17 protein-coding genes are annotated in these 15024 nt (G+C 62.7%); 4 read left to right on the forward strand and 13 right to left on the reverse strand.

What is annotated here, in order from left to right; translation table 11 throughout:
* The first annotated feature begins 72 nt into the window (after window positions 1–72).
* Entirely contained in the window at window positions 73–1911 is a 1839-nt protein-coding gene (locus RPG13_RS24170; RefSeq protein WP_126105941.1) for an ATP-binding protein, read from the forward strand.
* Between the two features lie 293 nt (window positions 1912–2204).
* Here the strand turns inward: RPG13_RS24170 and RPG13_RS24175 are convergent, their stop codons facing one another.
* Together RPG13_RS24175 and miaA are read right to left on the reverse strand one after the other, a co-directional pair.
* Window positions 2205–2996, reverse strand: a complete 792-nt coding sequence (locus RPG13_RS24175; protein ID WP_126105940.1) for a GGDEF domain-containing protein — start codon at window positions 2994–2996, stop codon at window positions 2205–2207.
* A 104-nt stretch (window positions 2997–3100) separates the two neighbouring features.
* Window positions 3101–4069, reverse strand: coding sequence for a tRNA (adenosine(37)-N6)-dimethylallyltransferase MiaA (gene miaA / locus RPG13_RS24180; protein WP_126107432.1), 969 nt, complete (start codon window positions 4067–4069; stop codon window positions 3101–3103).
* On the opposite strand from miaA, the gene serB reads away from it, so the two are divergent.
* Window positions 4059–4946 carry a phosphoserine phosphatase SerB gene (serB, locus tag RPG13_RS24185; RefSeq protein WP_126105939.1) on the forward strand — a complete coding sequence of 296 codons (888 nt, stop codon included), beginning with the start codon at window positions 4059–4061 and terminating at the stop codon, window positions 4944–4946. The two genes, miaA and serB, sit on opposite strands and share 11 nt — an antisense overlap.
* Window positions 4943–5506, forward strand: a complete 564-nt coding sequence (locus RPG13_RS24190; RefSeq protein WP_095483387.1) for a GNAT family N-acetyltransferase — start codon at window positions 4943–4945, stop codon at window positions 5504–5506. The genes serB and RPG13_RS24190 overlap by 4 nt, the downstream gene beginning before the upstream one ends.
* Here the strand turns inward: RPG13_RS24190 and RPG13_RS24195 are convergent, their stop codons facing one another.
* The 8 genes from RPG13_RS24195 to RPG13_RS24230 form a co-directional block, all read right to left on the reverse strand.
* On the reverse strand, window positions 5507–5767 hold the full coding sequence (locus RPG13_RS24195; RefSeq protein ID WP_337126221.1) for a pilus assembly protein HicB: 261 nt from the start codon (window positions 5765–5767) through the stop codon (window positions 5507–5509).
* On the reverse strand, window positions 5764–6174 hold the full coding sequence (locus RPG13_RS24200) for a putative toxin-antitoxin system toxin component, PIN family (protein ID WP_245457996.1): 411 nt from the start codon (window positions 6172–6174) through the stop codon (window positions 5764–5766). Before RPG13_RS24200 ends, RPG13_RS24195 begins: the two co-directional genes overlap by 4 nt.
* Window positions 6175–6245: 71 nt before the next feature.
* The gene (locus tag RPG13_RS24205) at window positions 6246–7760 is read right to left on the reverse strand and encodes a DegQ family serine endoprotease (protein ID WP_126105937.1); all 1515 of its coding nucleotides are present in this window, start codon (window positions 7758–7760) and stop codon (window positions 6246–6248) included.
* A gap of 147 nt (window positions 7761–7907) precedes the next feature.
* Window positions 7908–8096 (reverse strand): DUF2065 domain-containing protein, encoded by a 189-nt coding sequence (locus tag RPG13_RS24210; RefSeq protein WP_126105936.1) that lies wholly within the window; start codon window positions 8094–8096, stop codon window positions 7908–7910.
* A gap of 6 nt (window positions 8097–8102) precedes the next feature.
* The gene (gene hflC / locus RPG13_RS24215; RefSeq protein ID WP_126105935.1) at window positions 8103–9047 is read right to left on the reverse strand and encodes a protease modulator HflC; all 945 of its coding nucleotides are present in this window, start codon (window positions 9045–9047) and stop codon (window positions 8103–8105) included.
* Window positions 9047–10150 (reverse strand): FtsH protease activity modulator HflK, encoded by a 1104-nt coding sequence (gene hflK / locus RPG13_RS24220; protein WP_126105934.1) that lies wholly within the window; start codon window positions 10148–10150, stop codon window positions 9047–9049. The genes hflC and hflK overlap by 1 nt, the downstream gene beginning before the upstream one ends.
* Window positions 10151–10293: 143 nt before the next feature.
* Window positions 10294–10812 carry a dihydrofolate reductase gene (locus RPG13_RS24225; protein ID WP_126105933.1) on the reverse strand — a complete coding sequence of 173 codons (519 nt, stop codon included), beginning with the start codon at window positions 10810–10812 and terminating at the stop codon, window positions 10294–10296.
* Complete coding sequence (locus RPG13_RS24230; protein ID WP_126105932.1) at window positions 10812–11831, reverse strand: DUF4424 domain-containing protein; 1020 nt, start codon at window positions 11829–11831, stop codon at window positions 10812–10814. Before RPG13_RS24230 ends, RPG13_RS24225 begins: the two co-directional genes overlap by 1 nt.
* Window positions 11832–11965: 134 nt before the next feature.
* On the opposite strand from RPG13_RS24230, the gene cobF reads away from it, so the two are divergent.
* On the forward strand, window positions 11966–12739 hold the full coding sequence (gene cobF / locus RPG13_RS24235; RefSeq protein WP_126105931.1) for a precorrin-6A synthase (deacetylating): 774 nt from the start codon (window positions 11966–11968) through the stop codon (window positions 12737–12739).
* A gap of 36 nt (window positions 12740–12775) precedes the next feature.
* Here cobF and RPG13_RS24240 read toward each other — a convergent pair whose 3' ends face one another.
* The 3 genes from RPG13_RS24240 to modB all read right to left on the reverse strand — a co-directional run bounded on the left by RPG13_RS24240 (window position 12776) and on the right by modB (window position 15020).
* Window positions 12776–13117 (reverse strand): winged helix-turn-helix domain-containing protein, encoded by a 342-nt coding sequence (locus RPG13_RS24240; protein ID WP_095483377.1) that lies wholly within the window; start codon window positions 13115–13117, stop codon window positions 12776–12778.
* 89 nt (window positions 13118–13206) lie between these two features.
* Window positions 13207–14319, reverse strand: coding sequence for a molybdenum ABC transporter ATP-binding protein (gene modC, locus RPG13_RS24245; protein ID WP_126105930.1), 1113 nt, complete (start codon window positions 14317–14319; stop codon window positions 13207–13209).
* A complete protein-coding gene (gene modB / locus RPG13_RS24250; protein ID WP_126105929.1) occupies window positions 14316–15020 on the reverse strand; it encodes a molybdate ABC transporter permease subunit in 705 nt (234 codons plus the stop codon). The genes modC and modB overlap by 4 nt, the downstream gene beginning before the upstream one ends.
* Window positions 15021–15024 lie beyond the last annotated feature (4 nt).

Raw genomic sequence — 15024 nt, forward strand, 5'->3', positions numbered from 1 at the left:
ATCCGACCTCACCCCACCTTAACCTCGCCGCCGTAAGGTCGATCGCCTGGGGAAATGGGAAACAGCCTGTCCATGTTCGTCGACCGCGAAGCCTCCGTTGGAGAGCCGGCATTGCAGGAGCGCCGCAAGGCGGAGCAGAGCGACAAGCGCATTCTGGGCAATGTCGTCCAGTGCGACGGCGCGCGCGCCACCATCAGCGCCTATGCCGCCGATGTCGAAGGCACGGTCACCGGCCATTGGAGCGTCGGCAAGATGATCTCCATCAATCTTGGCACCACGCGAACCGTCGGCCTGGTCTACGAGATCGGCAAGTCGGATCGCGCCTGGAGCAATGAGGGCCAGAACCCGATCGAGGTCAGCATCGAGCTTATCGGCGAGGTGCGCGACGGCGCCGAGCCCGGCGCCAAACCGATTTTCGACCGCGGCATCACCATCTATCCGCATATCGGCGCCATCGCCCACCGCATTCGCAGCCGCGACCTGCAGGCAGTCTATGATCTCGCCGGACGTCATTCGATCACCATCGGCACGCTGTCACAGGACGAGGCGATCGACGCCAACATCGCCATCGACGACACGCTGGCGCGCCACTTCGCTATTGTCGGCACCACCGGCGTCGGCAAATCCACCGCCGTCTCGCTGCTTTTGCGCAAGTCGATCGCCGCCCGGCCCGACCTGCGCGTCCTTATCCTCGATCCGCACAACGAGTTCGCCGCATCCTTGCCCGAACACTGCGTCAGGGTCGATTCGACGACGCTGGACCTGCCCTTCTGGATGTTCAAGCTCGAGGAATTTGCCGAAGTGCTGTTTCGCGGGCGCGAGACCGTGCCGGAAGAGATCGATGCCTTGCGCGATCTCATACCCGCCGCCAAGAACCTGTACCGCAATCCGAATTCGGGCGGCTATCTCAGGCGCGGCAGCGATGCGCTGACCGCGGATACGCCGGTGCCCTATCGCGTTGTCGATCTCATCAAGCAGATCGACGAGCGCATGGGACTGCTGGAAAGCAAGAACGACCGCCCCACTCTCAAATCGCTGAAGACGCGCATCGAATCGGCGGCCTCGGATCCGCGCTACCGCTTCATGTTCAACTCGCGGCTGATCGAGGACACTATCCACGAGACGATCGGCAATATTTTTCGCGTGCCGCATCACGGTCGCCCGGTGACCTGCTTTGAGATGGCCGGCATGCCGTCGGAAGTGGTCAATTCGGTCTGCTCGGTGCTGGCGCGCCTGGCCTTCGACCTAGCGTTGTGGAGCGAAGGCCGGCTGCGATTGCTTTTGCTGTGCGAGGAAGCCCACCGCTATATGCCGGCCGATCCGCGCCTCGGTTTTGCTCCGACCCGGCACGCGCTGTCGCGCATCGCCAAGGAAGGCCGCAAATATGGCTGCTATCTTGGTGTCGTTACCCAGCGCCCGGGCGAACTCGATCCCACCATCCTGTCGCAGTGCTCGACCTTCTTCGCCATGCGGCTCGCCAACGAGCAGGACCAGGCGATCATCCGCTCGGCGATCGCCGATTCCTCGGCCTCGACGCTGGCGTTCCTGTCTTCCATGGGCCAGCGCGAAGCCATCGCCTTCGGGGAAGGCGTTGCGACGACCATGCGGCTGAAATTCGAAAAACTGTCCGAGGATCTGATCCCCGGCACGGCCAAGCGCGAGGAAGCCTTGCCTTCCCAGGTCGGCAACGATGTCGATCTGGTGGCGATCGTCGAAAGGCTGCGCAACGTGCCAAAACCGCAGCAGGCGATGGCCTTCGCCGAAGTTGTCGATTCGAGCCGGCAGGCCGGCGATCCCAACTATCGCAAGCCGCCCGCCCCGACTGTCGCACGCGTCCAGCCGGACGACGATTTCGACATGCGCTACGGCCTGAAACCCGCGACCTTCGGCCTGCGCCCGCAGAACGATTGAGCCCAGCAGCGAATAAATCCTGAAAACTTTGTCAGTCTCTAAGCTTGGGTAAATCCCGGAAGGGAATTCATCAGGCCGGATCGAATGACGTGGCTTTCGAGAACCGGAGCGGAGCGGACATTCGAGTCCGTGAGCACGCGCATGCCCCCGAAAATCGGAATCGATTTTCGGAAAGGATCATGCGCAAACTAAAAGTGCTACAGCGTCCTTTGCGCGTCCAAAGGACGCGCGGCGCTGTAGTAGCGCAGAGAACTGCGTCAGTCGGCCGGCCTCATGAATTCTTCTCCGGGATTTCAGGCGCAGACGCGGTTGCGGCCTTGCCTCTTTGCCTCATAAAGCTGGCGATCGGCGCGGCGATAGAACTCTTCGGCGGTTTCCTTGCGATCCCAGACGGCGAGGCCGACGCTGGTGGTGATCTTCAGACGAACATTGCCTGACAGTATCGACATGTTGGCGATTGCCTTGCGGATGCGCTCGGCGAATTTGGACAGCAGTTCGGCGTCCATGTTGGGGGTGACTACTGCGAATTCCTCGCCACCCAGGCGCGCAACCACGTCGTGATAGCGCGTCATGTCCTTGAGACAATTGGCGACTGCCCGCAACACCTCGTCGCCGACATCATGGCCGTGGGTGTCGTTGACCTGCTTGAAATGGTCGAGATCAAGGATCATCAGCCCGACCGGCTTCTCGATGCGGCGGAACTCTTCGAGATATTCCTTCAGTGCATCGTCGAAATAGCGCCGGTTCTGCATGCCGGTCAGGCTGTCGGTCAGCGCCGCATGCTCCAGCGTTTCCGAACGGGCGCTGAGCGAAACCGTCATGGCGCGCAGCTTGCCTTCTTCCGTCGCCTGCTTGCGGATCAGTGGGTAGATGAAGAAAATGCCGAAGAACAGGGCAGTCGCCAAAAGAACGCCGGTCGCAAACAACAGTTTGTTGAGATAGATGATCTTCTCAACCCCGGAAGGCGTATTGATCTCTGCCGCGAAGGCCTGCAGAAGCCCATAGGCGTGAAGCGTCACCAGGCCGGCGGCCAGGATCACAAAGATAAAGACGAAAAAGGCTGATTCCGCCTTGTGAAAACGCATCTGCTCCCCGTTGGAAAATTCCCAAAGGCTTTATGGCACGGACGACCTTACGGACGGTTAATTAGGACAACTTCGACGGGAAGTCTCCCCTCAAGATCAACTTTTCAGGTTGCACTGGAAAAGGCGTCCGAGATCGTGGATCCCGCACGATCATCGGGGCGCAGTCTCAGCCATTCCGGACCCAACTGATGCCTGAACCAGGTCGCCTGGCGCTTGGCATATTGTCGCGTCGCGATCTTTGCGCGCTCGATCGCTTCCGGAAAACTCAGCTCCCCGGCTATTGCGGCTTGGAGTTCGCGAACGCCGATCGCCTTCATCGCCGGCAAATCGGAATCGAGACCAAGACTGGCGAGTTGCTTGACCTCATCGACGGCGCCCTTCTCCAGCATGCGGTCGAACCGCGCCTCGATCCGCTCCACCAGCGCCGCCCGGTCCGGTTCGATCACGAAGAAGCGTGCGCTGTCCCTGTCGATCAGCGGGCGGCCACGCGCCGCCTGCCATTCCAGGATGGAACGGCCTGACGCGTCGAGCACCTCCAACGCCCGCACGATGCGCTGGCCATCGGTCGGCTTCAGCATCATGCCTGCTGCGGAATCCTCGCGCAGCAAGATGCGGTGCAGCTTGGCCGCGCCCTGCTCCCGGAGTTCGTAGCGCCAGCGGTCACGGATCGGCTGCGGAATGTCGGGCATTTCCGAAATGCCTTGCGCAAGCGCCCGGAAATAAAGCCCGGTGCCGCCGACGAAAATCACCGGCCGCTCTGAGAGCGTGCCCTCGTCGATGAGCTTCATCACGTCGCGCAGCCAGGCGCCGGTGGAATAGGCGATGGAGGGATGGACATGCCCGTAGAGATAATGCGGGACGCGAGCGAGTTCGGCAGCGGTCGGCCGCGCCGTCAGCACGTCGAGCACAGAATAGCCTTGCATGGAATCGGTGTTGACGATGACGCCGCCCTTGCGCTCGGCGAGATCGAGCGCGAGAGCGGACTTGCCGCTGGCGGTCGGCCCGGCTATCAGGATCGCGTTCTCAACGCGGCCCTCGCCCGCCTGCCCGCCGGAATTTTTGATGCCGCTGATCGCCACGCTCGTATCCCATCCCGCCGGCCGCGCATTGTCGCCGGCGCTTGCGAATATGGCGTCACGGTCGGTCGGCGCAAGCACTGTTCGCTGGCTGGCCGAAGGCATCGCCTGCGAATTCGCTTTGCCCGAGGCGGCCGGAGCCGCTGAAACGACCGCCAGCCTGCGCGCCGTGCTCGCACCCGAACCGGTCGACGTGATCGTTCAGCAGGTCGAGGCAAGGCGAAAGAAAATCCTTATCGCCGATATGGATTCCACGATGATCGATCAGGAGTGCATCGACGAGCTTGCCGATGAGATCGGCGTCAAGGATTACGTCGCCGCCATCACGGCGCGATCGATGAATGGCGAGATCGCTTTCGAGCCGGCCTTGCGCGAGCGGGTGGCGCTGCTGAAAGGCCTCGACACTGCCGTGGTCGACCGCGTCATCACCAACCGCTTGACGCTGGCTTCCGGCGGCCGCGCGCTTGTCCAGACCATGCGCGCCAATGGCGCATGGACTGCACTCGTGTCGGGTGGCTTCAACGTCTTCACCGCACGCATCGCCGCCATGCTCGGCTTTCAGGAGAACCGCGCCAATCGGCTGATCGAGCAGGGCGGCCACTTCACCGGGCTGGTGGCCGAGCCGATCCTGGGGCGCGCCGCCAAAGCCGATGCGCTACTCGAGATTTCGGCCCGCCTGGGGCTGACGACCGCAGACGCCATTGCTGTCGGCGACGGCGCCAACGACCTCGACATGATCCGCCTTGCCGGCGCGGGTGTGGCACTTCATGCCAAGCCTGTCGTGGCGGCGGAGGCAAAATTCCGCATCGACCACGGCGACCTGACCGCGCTTCTCTATCTGCAGGGCTACCGGCGGGAGGAGTTTGTAGAGTGACGCCGATCCGCACCGAGCGGCTAATCCTGCGCAACTGGGAGGATCGCGACCGCGAGCTCTTCCACCGGATCAATTCCGACGAACGCGTCATGGAATTCTTTCCATTTCGCCGCGACCGCGCTGCCGCGGACGCCAAAATGGACGAGTTCCGCGCCTGGATCGCCGAGGATGGCTACGGTTTCGCCGCCGCCGAGATAATTGAAACGCGCCAATGCATCGGCTTCGTCGGCCTCCTCGATACCGATCATTTGCCCTTCCTGCCCGCCGGCACCGTCGAGATCGGCTGGCGGCTGGCGCCCGAATTCTGGGGCCATGGCTATGTCACCGAGGCGGCCGAAGCGTGGCTCGCCTACGGCTTCGAAACGCTCGGCCTCGACGAAATCGTGTCCTTCGCCGTTAGGGATAATCACCGTTCCACCGCGGTCATGAAGCGCCTGGGCATGATCGCCGACCCGGCCAGCGATTTCGACCACCCCGGCATTCCGGACAGCCACGCCGCGCTCAAGCAGCATGTGTTCTACAGGCTGACAGCCAAGGATTGGCGAAAAAACCGACCCTAATCAGTGCTTGTCAAACGGAAGCTCGTCGCCGGGTTGCGGCGGTTTGACGCCGACGCGATCGAGCACTTTCGAGAAATCCTCGCCCGATGCATCACCAGCCCGTCGACGCAGGAAATCGGCCGCTGTCTCCATGGCTCCCACCTTTTGCGCCACAGCCGAAGCGATCCACTGGTTCAGCGACACACCATCAGCCTTTGCCAGACGTGCAGCCGCCTCCTTGATCGACAAGGGAAGTTTCAACGGATAAGTCGCCTTGCTCATATTCGAAATCCTTCTAACAATTCGGCGGGGCTGACGACTGGAACTTCAAAACGGCCTGCCGCAGTCACAAAATCGCGGCGATTGTGAGTGACCAATGCGTCTGCCCGACCATTGATCGCTGCCTCAAGCACCATCTCATCCTTCGGGTCATTCAATTGCGGGCGCCAGAAAAAGTGCAGTTCGACCGGCTCTGCCAAGACAGCGAAGCCGGCCAGCAAACGATCCAGATCTGCAAGCGACAATCCGTGAATTGCCCTTTGCTCAGGGCGGGTCAGCACGGTTTCATATTCAAGAAACAGCGCTGTTGTCACCAATGGGCAAAACTGTCGATTTGCGACCAACCGCAAAACGGCAAATGACGCACCATTCCTGCTGCGCAGACCTGCGGTCAGAACGTTTGTGTCCAATGCGATCCGCTTCACAGGTCAAAATAGTACATCCCATGGGATGTTTCAACGTGCCTGTGAAGCTACCAGACTCAATCCATCCGGATCGTCACAAACCGCAACTCGCCGGTCTTCGACGCCAGCATCAGCAGGGCGTTCTTGCGTCCCTGCTCCTTCAATGCGGCAATCCGGTCCATGACATCCTTGGGCGTGGCGACCGATTCCTGCGCGATCTCGGTGATCACCTCGCCGGCCTGGATGCCGCGTTCGGCGGCGGCCGAATCCTTGGTGACCTCGGTGATGACGACGCCGGAGACTTCGGCGGCGATGCCGAATTTCGTCCGCGTCTCGTCGTTGAGCTCGCCAACGGTCATGCCGAGCACGGAAGCCGTCGAAACGGCAGGCGCCTTGTCGCCATTGTCCTGATCGGTGCTGCCGTCCTCGCTGCTGGCAAGCTTTTCGCCATCTTCGAGCCGGCCGAGCGTCACCTTCACGGTCTGCTCGACACCCTTGCGCACGATGACCACGTCGACAGCCTTGCCGACCGAGCTTTCCGCGACGACACGCGGCAGGTCGCGCATTTCATTGACGTCCCTGCCGTCGAACTTGATGATGACGTCGCCCGCCAGGATGGTGCCGTTGTCGACGGGTCCGCCCTTGATGACGCCAGCGACCAGCGCGCCCTTGGCCGTCGCCATGCCCAGGCTTTCGGCAATGTCGTCCGTCACCGGCTGGATGCGCACGCCGAGCCAGCCGCGCCGCGTCTCGCCAAATTGACGGAGTTGGTCGACGACGCCCAACGCGAGCTGCGAGGGAATGGAAAAGCCGATGCCGATCGAGCCGCCGGACGGCGAGATGATCGCCGTATTGATGCCGATTACCTCGCCGCTGCTGTTGAACAGCGGTCCGCCGGAATTGCCGCGGTTGATCGCGGCATCGGTCTGGATGAAATCGTCGTAGGGACCGGAATTGATGTCGCGGTTGCGGGCCGAGACGATGCCCACCGTTACGGTGCCGCCAAGGCCGAACGGATTGCCGATCGCCATCACCCAGTCACCAACACGCATCTTGCTGGAATCGCCGAATTTCACCGCCGTCAGTTTGTGCCCTTTCGGATCGACCTTCAGCACCGCCACGTCGGTCTTGGTGTCGGTGCCGACCAGCGTCGCCTTTAGCGTCACGCCGTCTGAGAAATTCACCTCGATGTCGTCGGCATCGGCGATCACGTGGTTATTCGTCACCACGATGCCCTGCTCGGCGTCGACCACGAAGCCGGAGCCCAGCGACTGCACCTTTTGCGAGCGATCGCCCTGTTCGCCGGGACGGTTCTTGAAGAAATCGTCGAAGAAATCCTGAAAGGGCGAGCCCTCTGGAAGCTGCGGCATCGGCACCGCGCCAGGCCCCTCCGTGCCCTTCACCCTCTGCGAGGTCGATATGTTGACCACGGCACCCAGCAGGCCCTGCGCGAGATCGGCGACCGAAGCCGGGCCATCCGCGGCGGCCGTCGGCGTCACCAGCGACGGGACGGTAGCGGCGCCAATAAGAAGTGCTGCAGCACCCGAAGTGAACGTCCGCCTCGCCGCGCGCAAAAAGCTGTTGGATGTCATCGAGAAGTCTCCCGGTGTCTCAGAAAGGAAAAGCGCTCGCCGAAAACGCTGCGTCGAGTCATGTTGGCAAGAAATACGGCACGTTTGCGGCTATGGCTATCGGCATAGGATAAATCCTCCGTTATCCGAAATCATAGTCCGATCACGTCACCCACCACGCACCAGCCAGACGATGCCGACGCCAACGGCGATTGCGATCAGCCCGGCGATCCGCAGCGCACTCTCCGGCATCGACAGAACTTCGCCGGCAAGTTTCTTGGCGAGGCCAGGAAAGCCGCCATAGACCAGGCCCTCTACGACGAGAACCAAGCCTATTGCCGCCAGAAAATCCTGCACCGGCCGTTACTGGCCGGTGCCTGGCTGCGCTGCCGGCGCAGCAGATGCTGCGGGCGGCGCTGTCGGTGTATCCGCGCCGGCAGGGTTGCGGAAGAAACGGAAGAATTCCGAATTCGGCGACAGCACCATCGTCGTCCCGGTATTATCCAGCGCCGTGCCGTAGGCATTCATCGACCGGTAAAAGCCGAAGAAGGCCGGATCGCGCTGGTAGGCGTCCGCGAAGGTGGCGCTGCGTTGAGCTTCGCCTTCACCACGCAGGATTTCAGACTCCCTCCGTGCCTCGGCGACGATCTCCACCACCTCGCGGTCGGCGCGAGCCCTTATGCGCTGCGCCGCCTCGTTGCCGCGCGCCCTCAGCCGCTCGGCTTCGGCCAGACGCTCAGCCTTCATGCGGTCGTATGTCTGTTGCGAGACTTCCGCCGTCAAATCGGTTCGGCGAATGCGGACATCCTCGATCTGCAGGCCGAGCGACGTGGCGTCGGGCCTCAGTTGATCGCGCACTTCACGCATCATCACGGCTCGCTCTTCCGAGAGCGCCGCCTCGAAGTCGCGCAGACCGTAAACACGGCGCAAGGCGGCGTCGAGACGCGTCCTCAATCGTGCCTCGGCCAGCTCGATCTGACCGGACACAGCGGAGCGGAATACGCGCGGATCCGAGATCCGATAGGCGATGAAGGCGTCGACCTCATAGAACTTGCCGCCCGAAACCTGGACGCGGATGTTGTCGAGGTCGAAGCGCAGCACCCTGTTTTCGATCAACTGCACGCTGTCGGCATCGAAGAAGGCGAACGGCGCCTTGAAATAGATGCCCGGCTGGCTCTTGACGTCGACGATCTCGCCGAACCTGAGCACCAGCGCCTGCTGGCGCGCATTGACAACGAAGACCGACGAATAAAGCAGGAACAGGATGACCGCTGCGATGACGGCGATGATGGGAAGACGGTTGGCCATCACTGGGTTCCTCCGAGGACCGGCGCCGGCGCCTTCTGCTGCAATGCCGGCAGCGGCAGATAGGGAACAACCCCTTGTCCGTTGCCTTGCTCGATAATGACCTTGCTGGAATCCTTCAGAACCCTCTCCATCGTTTCCAGATAAAGCCGCTGGCGCGTCACATCCGGCGCTTTGGCGTATTCGTCATAGACCGAGATGAAGCGCTGCGCCTCGCCTTCGGCCTCCTGCACGACCCGGTTCTTGTAGCCGGCCGCCTCCTCACGGATCTGTGCGGCCTCGCCGCGTGCCTGGCCGAGCTTCTGGTTGGAATACTGGTTGGCCTGCTCGACGAACTTGTCCTCGTCCTGTTCGGCGCGCTGCACCTCGTCGAAGGCATCGGCCACTTCGCGCGGCGGTGCGGCATCCTCGATCGAAATCGCGTTGACGTTCAGGCCGGCCTTATAGCCGTCCAGCGTCGTCTGGATGATTTCGCGCACTGACGCCGCAATGCCCTCGCGATCGTCGCGGAAGATGTCCTGCGCCGGCCGTCGACCAACCGCTTCGCGCATGGCGCTTTCGGCGACCTGCCGCAGCATGCCATCGGGATCGGACACGTCGAACAGATAGGCCCGAGGATCGGAGACCTGATAGGCCACAGAGAACTGGACATTGACGATGTTCTGGTCACCAGAGAGCATCAGGCCTGAACCGTTGCCTGAGGCCGTGCCGCCACCGATGTCGACGAGTTGTTCGGCGATGACGGCGGTCTCGACCGTTTCAATGGGCCACCAATGGAAATGCAGGCCTGGCTGGGAGAGCTCAGCCTTTGGCACGCCGAATCTGAGTTCGACCGCAACCTCGTCGGGCTGCACGGTATAAACCGCCTTGAACGCCCACAGCACGACAAGCGCTGCCGCGATCAGCCCGAACACGGCTGGGCTTGCGCCACCGCCACCCGGCAAAGCACGCCGCAACCTGTCCTGGCCGCGCCGGATGATGTCTTCGAGATCGGGAGGCGAGCCCTGCGGACCGCTTGGCCCCTTTGGTCCCTGCCCCCAGGGTCCTGGATTGTTGCCGCCGCCCCATGGGCCGCCGCCTCCGCCGCTTTTGTCATTCCAGGGCATGAATGTCCTTTCGCTCCCTCACGCGCCGGCCTGACGACGCAAAAATCCAGTATGGTTCTTCTATAGGGACGCGACGGCGCGCTTTCAACGCGATCGGTCGTCGTCACCGTCCGTTTTGGACCGTCGCGACCCTTTATCGTCTCTCAATGCACGTCGCGGCGTCGCTCGTAAACCGAATAGCGTGTCGCATGGCTATCCTTTTCACCGGCAGGAATGTCCTGCGAGCGGACGATGCGCCACGAATCCGGGTCGATAGGCGGGAAATGCGCGTCGCCGTCGACCGCGGCAAGGATATGGGTGACATGCAAGCGGTCGGCCAGCGGCAGCGCCTGGGCATAGATCTCGCCGCCGCCGATGATGCAGATTTCGTCGGCGCCTGCCATGCAGCGCCCGCGCACCTTCGCCAGACCGATCGCGTCGTCGAGCGAATGCACGACTTCGACGCCCTCGGCGCGCCAGGTCTTGTCGCGGGTGACCACGACGTTGAGCCTCCCAGGCAGAGGCCTGCCGATGCCTTCATAGGTCTTGCGGCCCATGATGATAGGTTTGCCCATCGTGTCGGCCTTGAACCGCTTGAGATCGCTGGAAAGTCGCCACGGCAAACCGCCGTCGCGCCCGATCACGCCGTTTTCGGCGATGGCGACATAGATCGCGACGTCCATCAGCCACCGCTCCCGCCATCGCCGCTATCGGTAGGCACCAGCAGCAAAATGTCGATGTCGCGCTCGGGGTAGAAATTTTGCGCCGTCATCTCGAAACGCGTCGGCCCGACTTTCCTGACGTTTTCGCCACAGAACGAGACCAGGTTCTTCGGGTCGCCCTTGTCGACAGTCAGCTTGAATTTGCCGATGGTGCCCGTCGCCCAGTTGCCGCCAGTGGTCAGGATATAGGCGATGCGGTTTTCGAAATATCTCGGAGTGCCGTCGGGATTGCCCTTCGCTGCCTTGCGGATCGCATTCTCGAACGTCTGGTCCATGCAGTAGCGGGTCTTATAGGCGGCGTATTGGCCCTGGAACTGGCCGTCATAGAAGAAGCTGACCGAGGAGGTGCCGCCAACGCTCGGCTTGTAGCGGTGGGCGACGCGGACTGCCTTGTTGGCTGGAAAGGTCGAGCGCCACCAATAGGTCGAGCGCAATTGCCAGAACGGCACGTAGACGGTCTTCATGCCCGAACCGTCGTCGGCGGTGTCCTCGATGATAAGGCCGCGATCGACCCAGTCGTCGGCAACCGCTTGCGGCAGCTTTGCCAATGCCGCCTTGGCCGCGTCGCCGAACGGGTAAAACGGCACGTTATGCGCCTTCAGATCGGCGCTGATGTCGATGCCGAGCGCAAACGCCTTCTGCTCAAGCTGCGGTTTTGCCACCACGCCGTCGATCGTCACCTCGAAGCCGAGGAAATTGTCGCTCTGACCGTCGGGAATCGCCGGCATCTCGTTGGGGTCGCCTTCGATGTCGGGCATCGGGAAGGCGACGATCGCGTCGACATCCCTGTCGGTGTTGTTGCGGAAGACATAGTCGACCGTCACCTTTTCCGGCGAGATATAGAGATCCTCGCTCTCCATCGCGACGGCGTCGCTGCGCGACAGGATCAGGCCGCCCGTTCCCAATTCGGCGATTGAATCATTGGCGAATACGGGCGTGGCCGAGAGCGCCAGCGCTGCGGTCAGGACATAACGGAACATGGAAGCTCCCTTGGCGAGAATGCCGGTATGACTCTAGCCGTTTCAATGTGGAGTTTCAAAGCCCTTCCGCGTACTCGTCGGCGCTTGCCAGGCTTGTCTGGACACCGACGTTCCGATCGGGCAGGAGTTCGGCCATGCGCAAGCTTCTCGTCATCGGCATCGGCGCCGGCAATCCCGACCACATGACCGTGCAGGCCATCGACGGCTTGAACCGCGCCGAGGTGCTGTTCATTCCCGACAAGGGCGCGAAGACGAACGATCTCGCAGAACTGCGCCGCCAGATCTGCGACCGATTCGTCACCAATCCAAACTCGCGCCGCGTCGAGTTCGACGTGCCGGTGCGGGCCGAGCCGGCCCCCTCCTATCGCTCGACCGTCGACGACTGGCACGAGGCGATCGCCGCGATCTATGAAGGCCTGATCCGCGATGAGCTTTCGCAAGACGGCTGCGGCGCCTTCCTGATCTGGGGCGATCCCTCGCTCTACGACAGCGCGTTGCGCATCCTGGAGCGTGTGCGCGTGAGAGGCAATGTCGCGTTCGAGCTCGAGGTGATCCCAGGCATCACCGCTGTCCAGGCGCTTGCCGCCAGCCACAGAACCGCGCTGAACCGCATCGGCGATGCGGTTCAGATCACCACCGGCCGTCGGCTCACCGAGGAAGGTTTGCCCGACAATGCCGGCAGCACCGTCGTCATGCTGGACGGCAAATGCGCCTTCAACACGCTGGACGACAAAGACCTCGTCATCCACTGGGGCGCCTATCTCGGCACGCCCGACGAGATCCTGATTTCCGGCCGCCTCGGCGATGTCGGCGACGAGATCGCGAAGACACGCGAGGAAGCCCGCCGGAAAAAGGGCTGGATCATGGACACCTATCTGCTGCGCAAGCCCGGCGAGCCTGAGGAGTAGGAGGGGTAGGCTTGGCCGGCACAGACTCCACCGACCTCACCCGGCATCGATCTCCGCCTGCAGTGCCTCCATATGCGGCGCCGCCGCGGAAGCCGCAGCCCGTTCGATGGCGCGAAAGCGGCTGACCACCGCGAGCCCCACCGAGGTCAACTGGGCGCCGCCGCCCTTTTTCCCACCGGTCTGCGCCGCGACCAGCGGCTTGCCGAACACCCGGTTCATGTCCTCGACCAGATCCCAGGCGTGTTTGTAGGACATTTCCATGCCGCGCGCCGCAGCCGAGATCGAGCCGAAGGCGGCGATCTGCTCCAGGAGCTCGATCTTGCCCGGCCCGATGCGCCCTTCTGGATCGAGGTTTATCCGCAAGCTCAGCGACGGCATTTGCTCCTCCGCAGTCACGCCACATCCATCCTAGAAGCTCTCCAGCGATACCGCTATTCTAAAATGATATAGCGACAATCATCCGGTGGTCATCCATCCGCCTCGACAGGCAAGCCGGCGCCCGTGTTCGCCCGGTCGAAGCTTACCGTCTTGACCACCGCGTAGACCTTTCGACCGAGCCGAAGTTTCAGCGTCTGTCGCGATTGCTCGGTGATCCGGGCAAGCACGGTTGCGCCATTGCAATCGATGCCGATCTCGACCGTAGGCCCCTCACCCGGTTCTATCGCCACGATCGTGCCCGGCAAGATGTTGAGCGCGCTGAGGCCCGTCGGCTGTCCGGTGGCGATCATCACATCGCGGGCACGGATGCGGATGCGCACCAGCGCGCCGACCGGCGTTGTCAGAAGCGGCACGCGGATCTCGCCCGCTGCAGAGCCAAGCACGGTCATGCCAAAGACTTCGTCGTGGCGCAGCACCGCGGTGTCCAGCACCGCGCCGCCCTCGCCGCGCTCTTCTGCCGGCAACAGGTCGAGCCGCTGCATGATCGCCCCGGTCGGGCCGCAAGCAGCGACTTTGCCTTGCGCCAGCACAACGACGTCGCTTGCCAGCCGCGCCACCTCAGAGATCGAATGGCTGACATAGACGATCGGGATTTTCGTCTCGTCGCGCAGCCGCTCGATATAGGGCAGGATTTCTGCCTTGCGAGCCTCGTCGAGCGAAGCCAGCGGCTCGTCCATCAGCAACAATTTCGGGCTGGCGAGCAGCGCCCGGCCGATCGCCACGCGCTGTTTCTCGCCGCCGGAGAGCTTTGCCGGGCGCCGGTCGAGCAAAGGACCGATGCCGAGCAGTTCGACCACCGCATTCATGTCCGCATAGCGTTCCGCCGTCGGCGTGAACCAGTGGCCGTAGCGCAGATTGCTGGCCACGCTCATATGCGGAAACAGCCGCGCATCCTGGAACACCATGCCGATGCGGCGCTTGTGCTTCGGCACGAACAGGCGCGCATCAATATCGACGAGCACACGGCCGTCGGCCGCGATCCGCCCCTTGTCGGGCCGGATCAGTCCGGCAATCATGTTGATCAGCGTCGTCTTGCCGGAGCCCGAGGGCCCGAACAGCGCAGTCAGCCGCCCGGCGCTCTCAAAGCGGGCGTCAACCTCGAAATCGCCAAGTCTATGGCTGATATCGACCACGACCGTCATTCGGTATCCATCCGCTTGCCGACGCGCCGCGCCAGCACTTCCGACGCGATAAGTGCTGCCATCGAAATGACGATCGAGATCAGCGTCAGCCTTAGCGCGCCGGCATCACCGCCCGGCACCTGCGTGAACGTGTAGATCGCCGACGGCAGCGTCTGCGTCTCGTTGGGGATGTTGGAAACGAAGGTAATCGTTGCGCCGAATTCGCCCATCGCCTTGGCGAAAGACAAGATCGCGCCGGCGATCAGGCCGGGCAGGATCAGCGGCAGCGTGATCGTGCCGAACACCCACAGCGGATTGGCGCCAAGCGTTCCGGCTGCCGCCTCGATTCTGCGGTCGACCGCCTCGATCGACAGCCGGATCGCCCGCACCATCAATGGAAAGCCCATGACAGCGCAGGCCAGTGCCGCACCGGTCCAGCGAAAGGAGAAGACAATGCCGAAATGCTCGGCCAGAAAGGCCCCAGCCGGGCCGCGCCTGCCGAAGGAGAGCAGCAGCAGATAGCCGACAACCACCGGCGGCAGGATCAACGGCAGATGCACCAGCCCATTGAGCAGCGTCTTGCCCCAGAATTGTCCACGGGCCAGCACAAGCGCGATCAATATGCCGGGCGGCAGGCTGGCAATCATCGCCACTGTCGCCACCTTGACGGACAGCCGGACCGCATTCCATTCGTCGGGAGTGAGGTCCAGCAGCCAGTTCATCTTT

This window comes from Mesorhizobium sp. ISC15 (assembly GCF_037162615.1).
GTDB classification, from domain to species: Bacteria; Pseudomonadota; Alphaproteobacteria; order Rhizobiales; family Rhizobiaceae; genus Mesorhizobium; species Mesorhizobium mediterraneum.

What these genes read in the sequence shown, in the direction of transcription:
- RPG13_RS24170 (WP_126105941.1), top strand. Translation starts at nt 73, where the DNA reads ATGTTCGTCGACCGCGAAGCCTCCGTTGGAGAGCCGGCATTGCAGGAG.
- RPG13_RS24175 (WP_126105940.1), bottom strand. Translation starts at nt 2,996, where the DNA reads ATGCGTTTTCACAAGGCGGAATCAGCCTTTTTCGTCTTTATCTTTGTG.
- serB (WP_126105939.1), top strand. Translation starts at nt 4,059, where the DNA reads ATGCCGCTGATCGCCACGCTCGTATCCCATCCCGCCGGCCGCGCATTG.
- RPG13_RS24195 (WP_337126221.1), bottom strand. Translation starts at nt 5,767, where the DNA reads ATGAGCAAGGCGACTTATCCGTTGAAACTTCCCTTGTCGATCAAGGAG.
- RPG13_RS24205 (WP_126105937.1), bottom strand. Translation starts at nt 7,760, where the DNA reads ATGACATCCAACAGCTTTTTGCGCGCGGCGAGGCGGACGTTCACTTCG.
- hflC (WP_126105935.1), bottom strand. Translation starts at nt 9,047, where the DNA reads ATGGCCAACCGTCTTCCCATCATCGCCGTCATCGCAGCGGTCATCCTG.
- hflK (WP_126105934.1), bottom strand. Translation starts at nt 10,150, where the DNA reads ATGCCCTGGAATGACAAAAGCGGCGGAGGCGGCGGCCCATGGGGCGGC.
- RPG13_RS24225 (WP_126105933.1), bottom strand. Translation starts at nt 10,812, where the DNA reads ATGGACGTCGCGATCTATGTCGCCATCGCCGAAAACGGCGTGATCGGG.
- RPG13_RS24230 (WP_126105932.1), bottom strand. Translation starts at nt 11,831, where the DNA reads ATGTTCCGTTATGTCCTGACCGCAGCGCTGGCGCTCTCGGCCACGCCC.
- cobF (WP_126105931.1), top strand. Translation starts at nt 11,966, where the DNA reads ATGCGCAAGCTTCTCGTCATCGGCATCGGCGCCGGCAATCCCGACCAC.
- RPG13_RS24240 (WP_095483377.1), bottom strand. Translation starts at nt 13,117, where the DNA reads ATGCCGTCGCTGAGCTTGCGGATAAACCTCGATCCAGAAGGGCGCATC.
- modC (WP_126105930.1), bottom strand. Translation starts at nt 14,319, where the DNA reads ATGACGGTCGTGGTCGATATCAGCCATAGACTTGGCGATTTCGAGGTT.
- modB (WP_126105929.1), bottom strand. Translation starts at nt 15,020, where the DNA reads ATGAACTGGCTGCTGGACCTCACTCCCGACGAATGGAATGCGGTCCGG.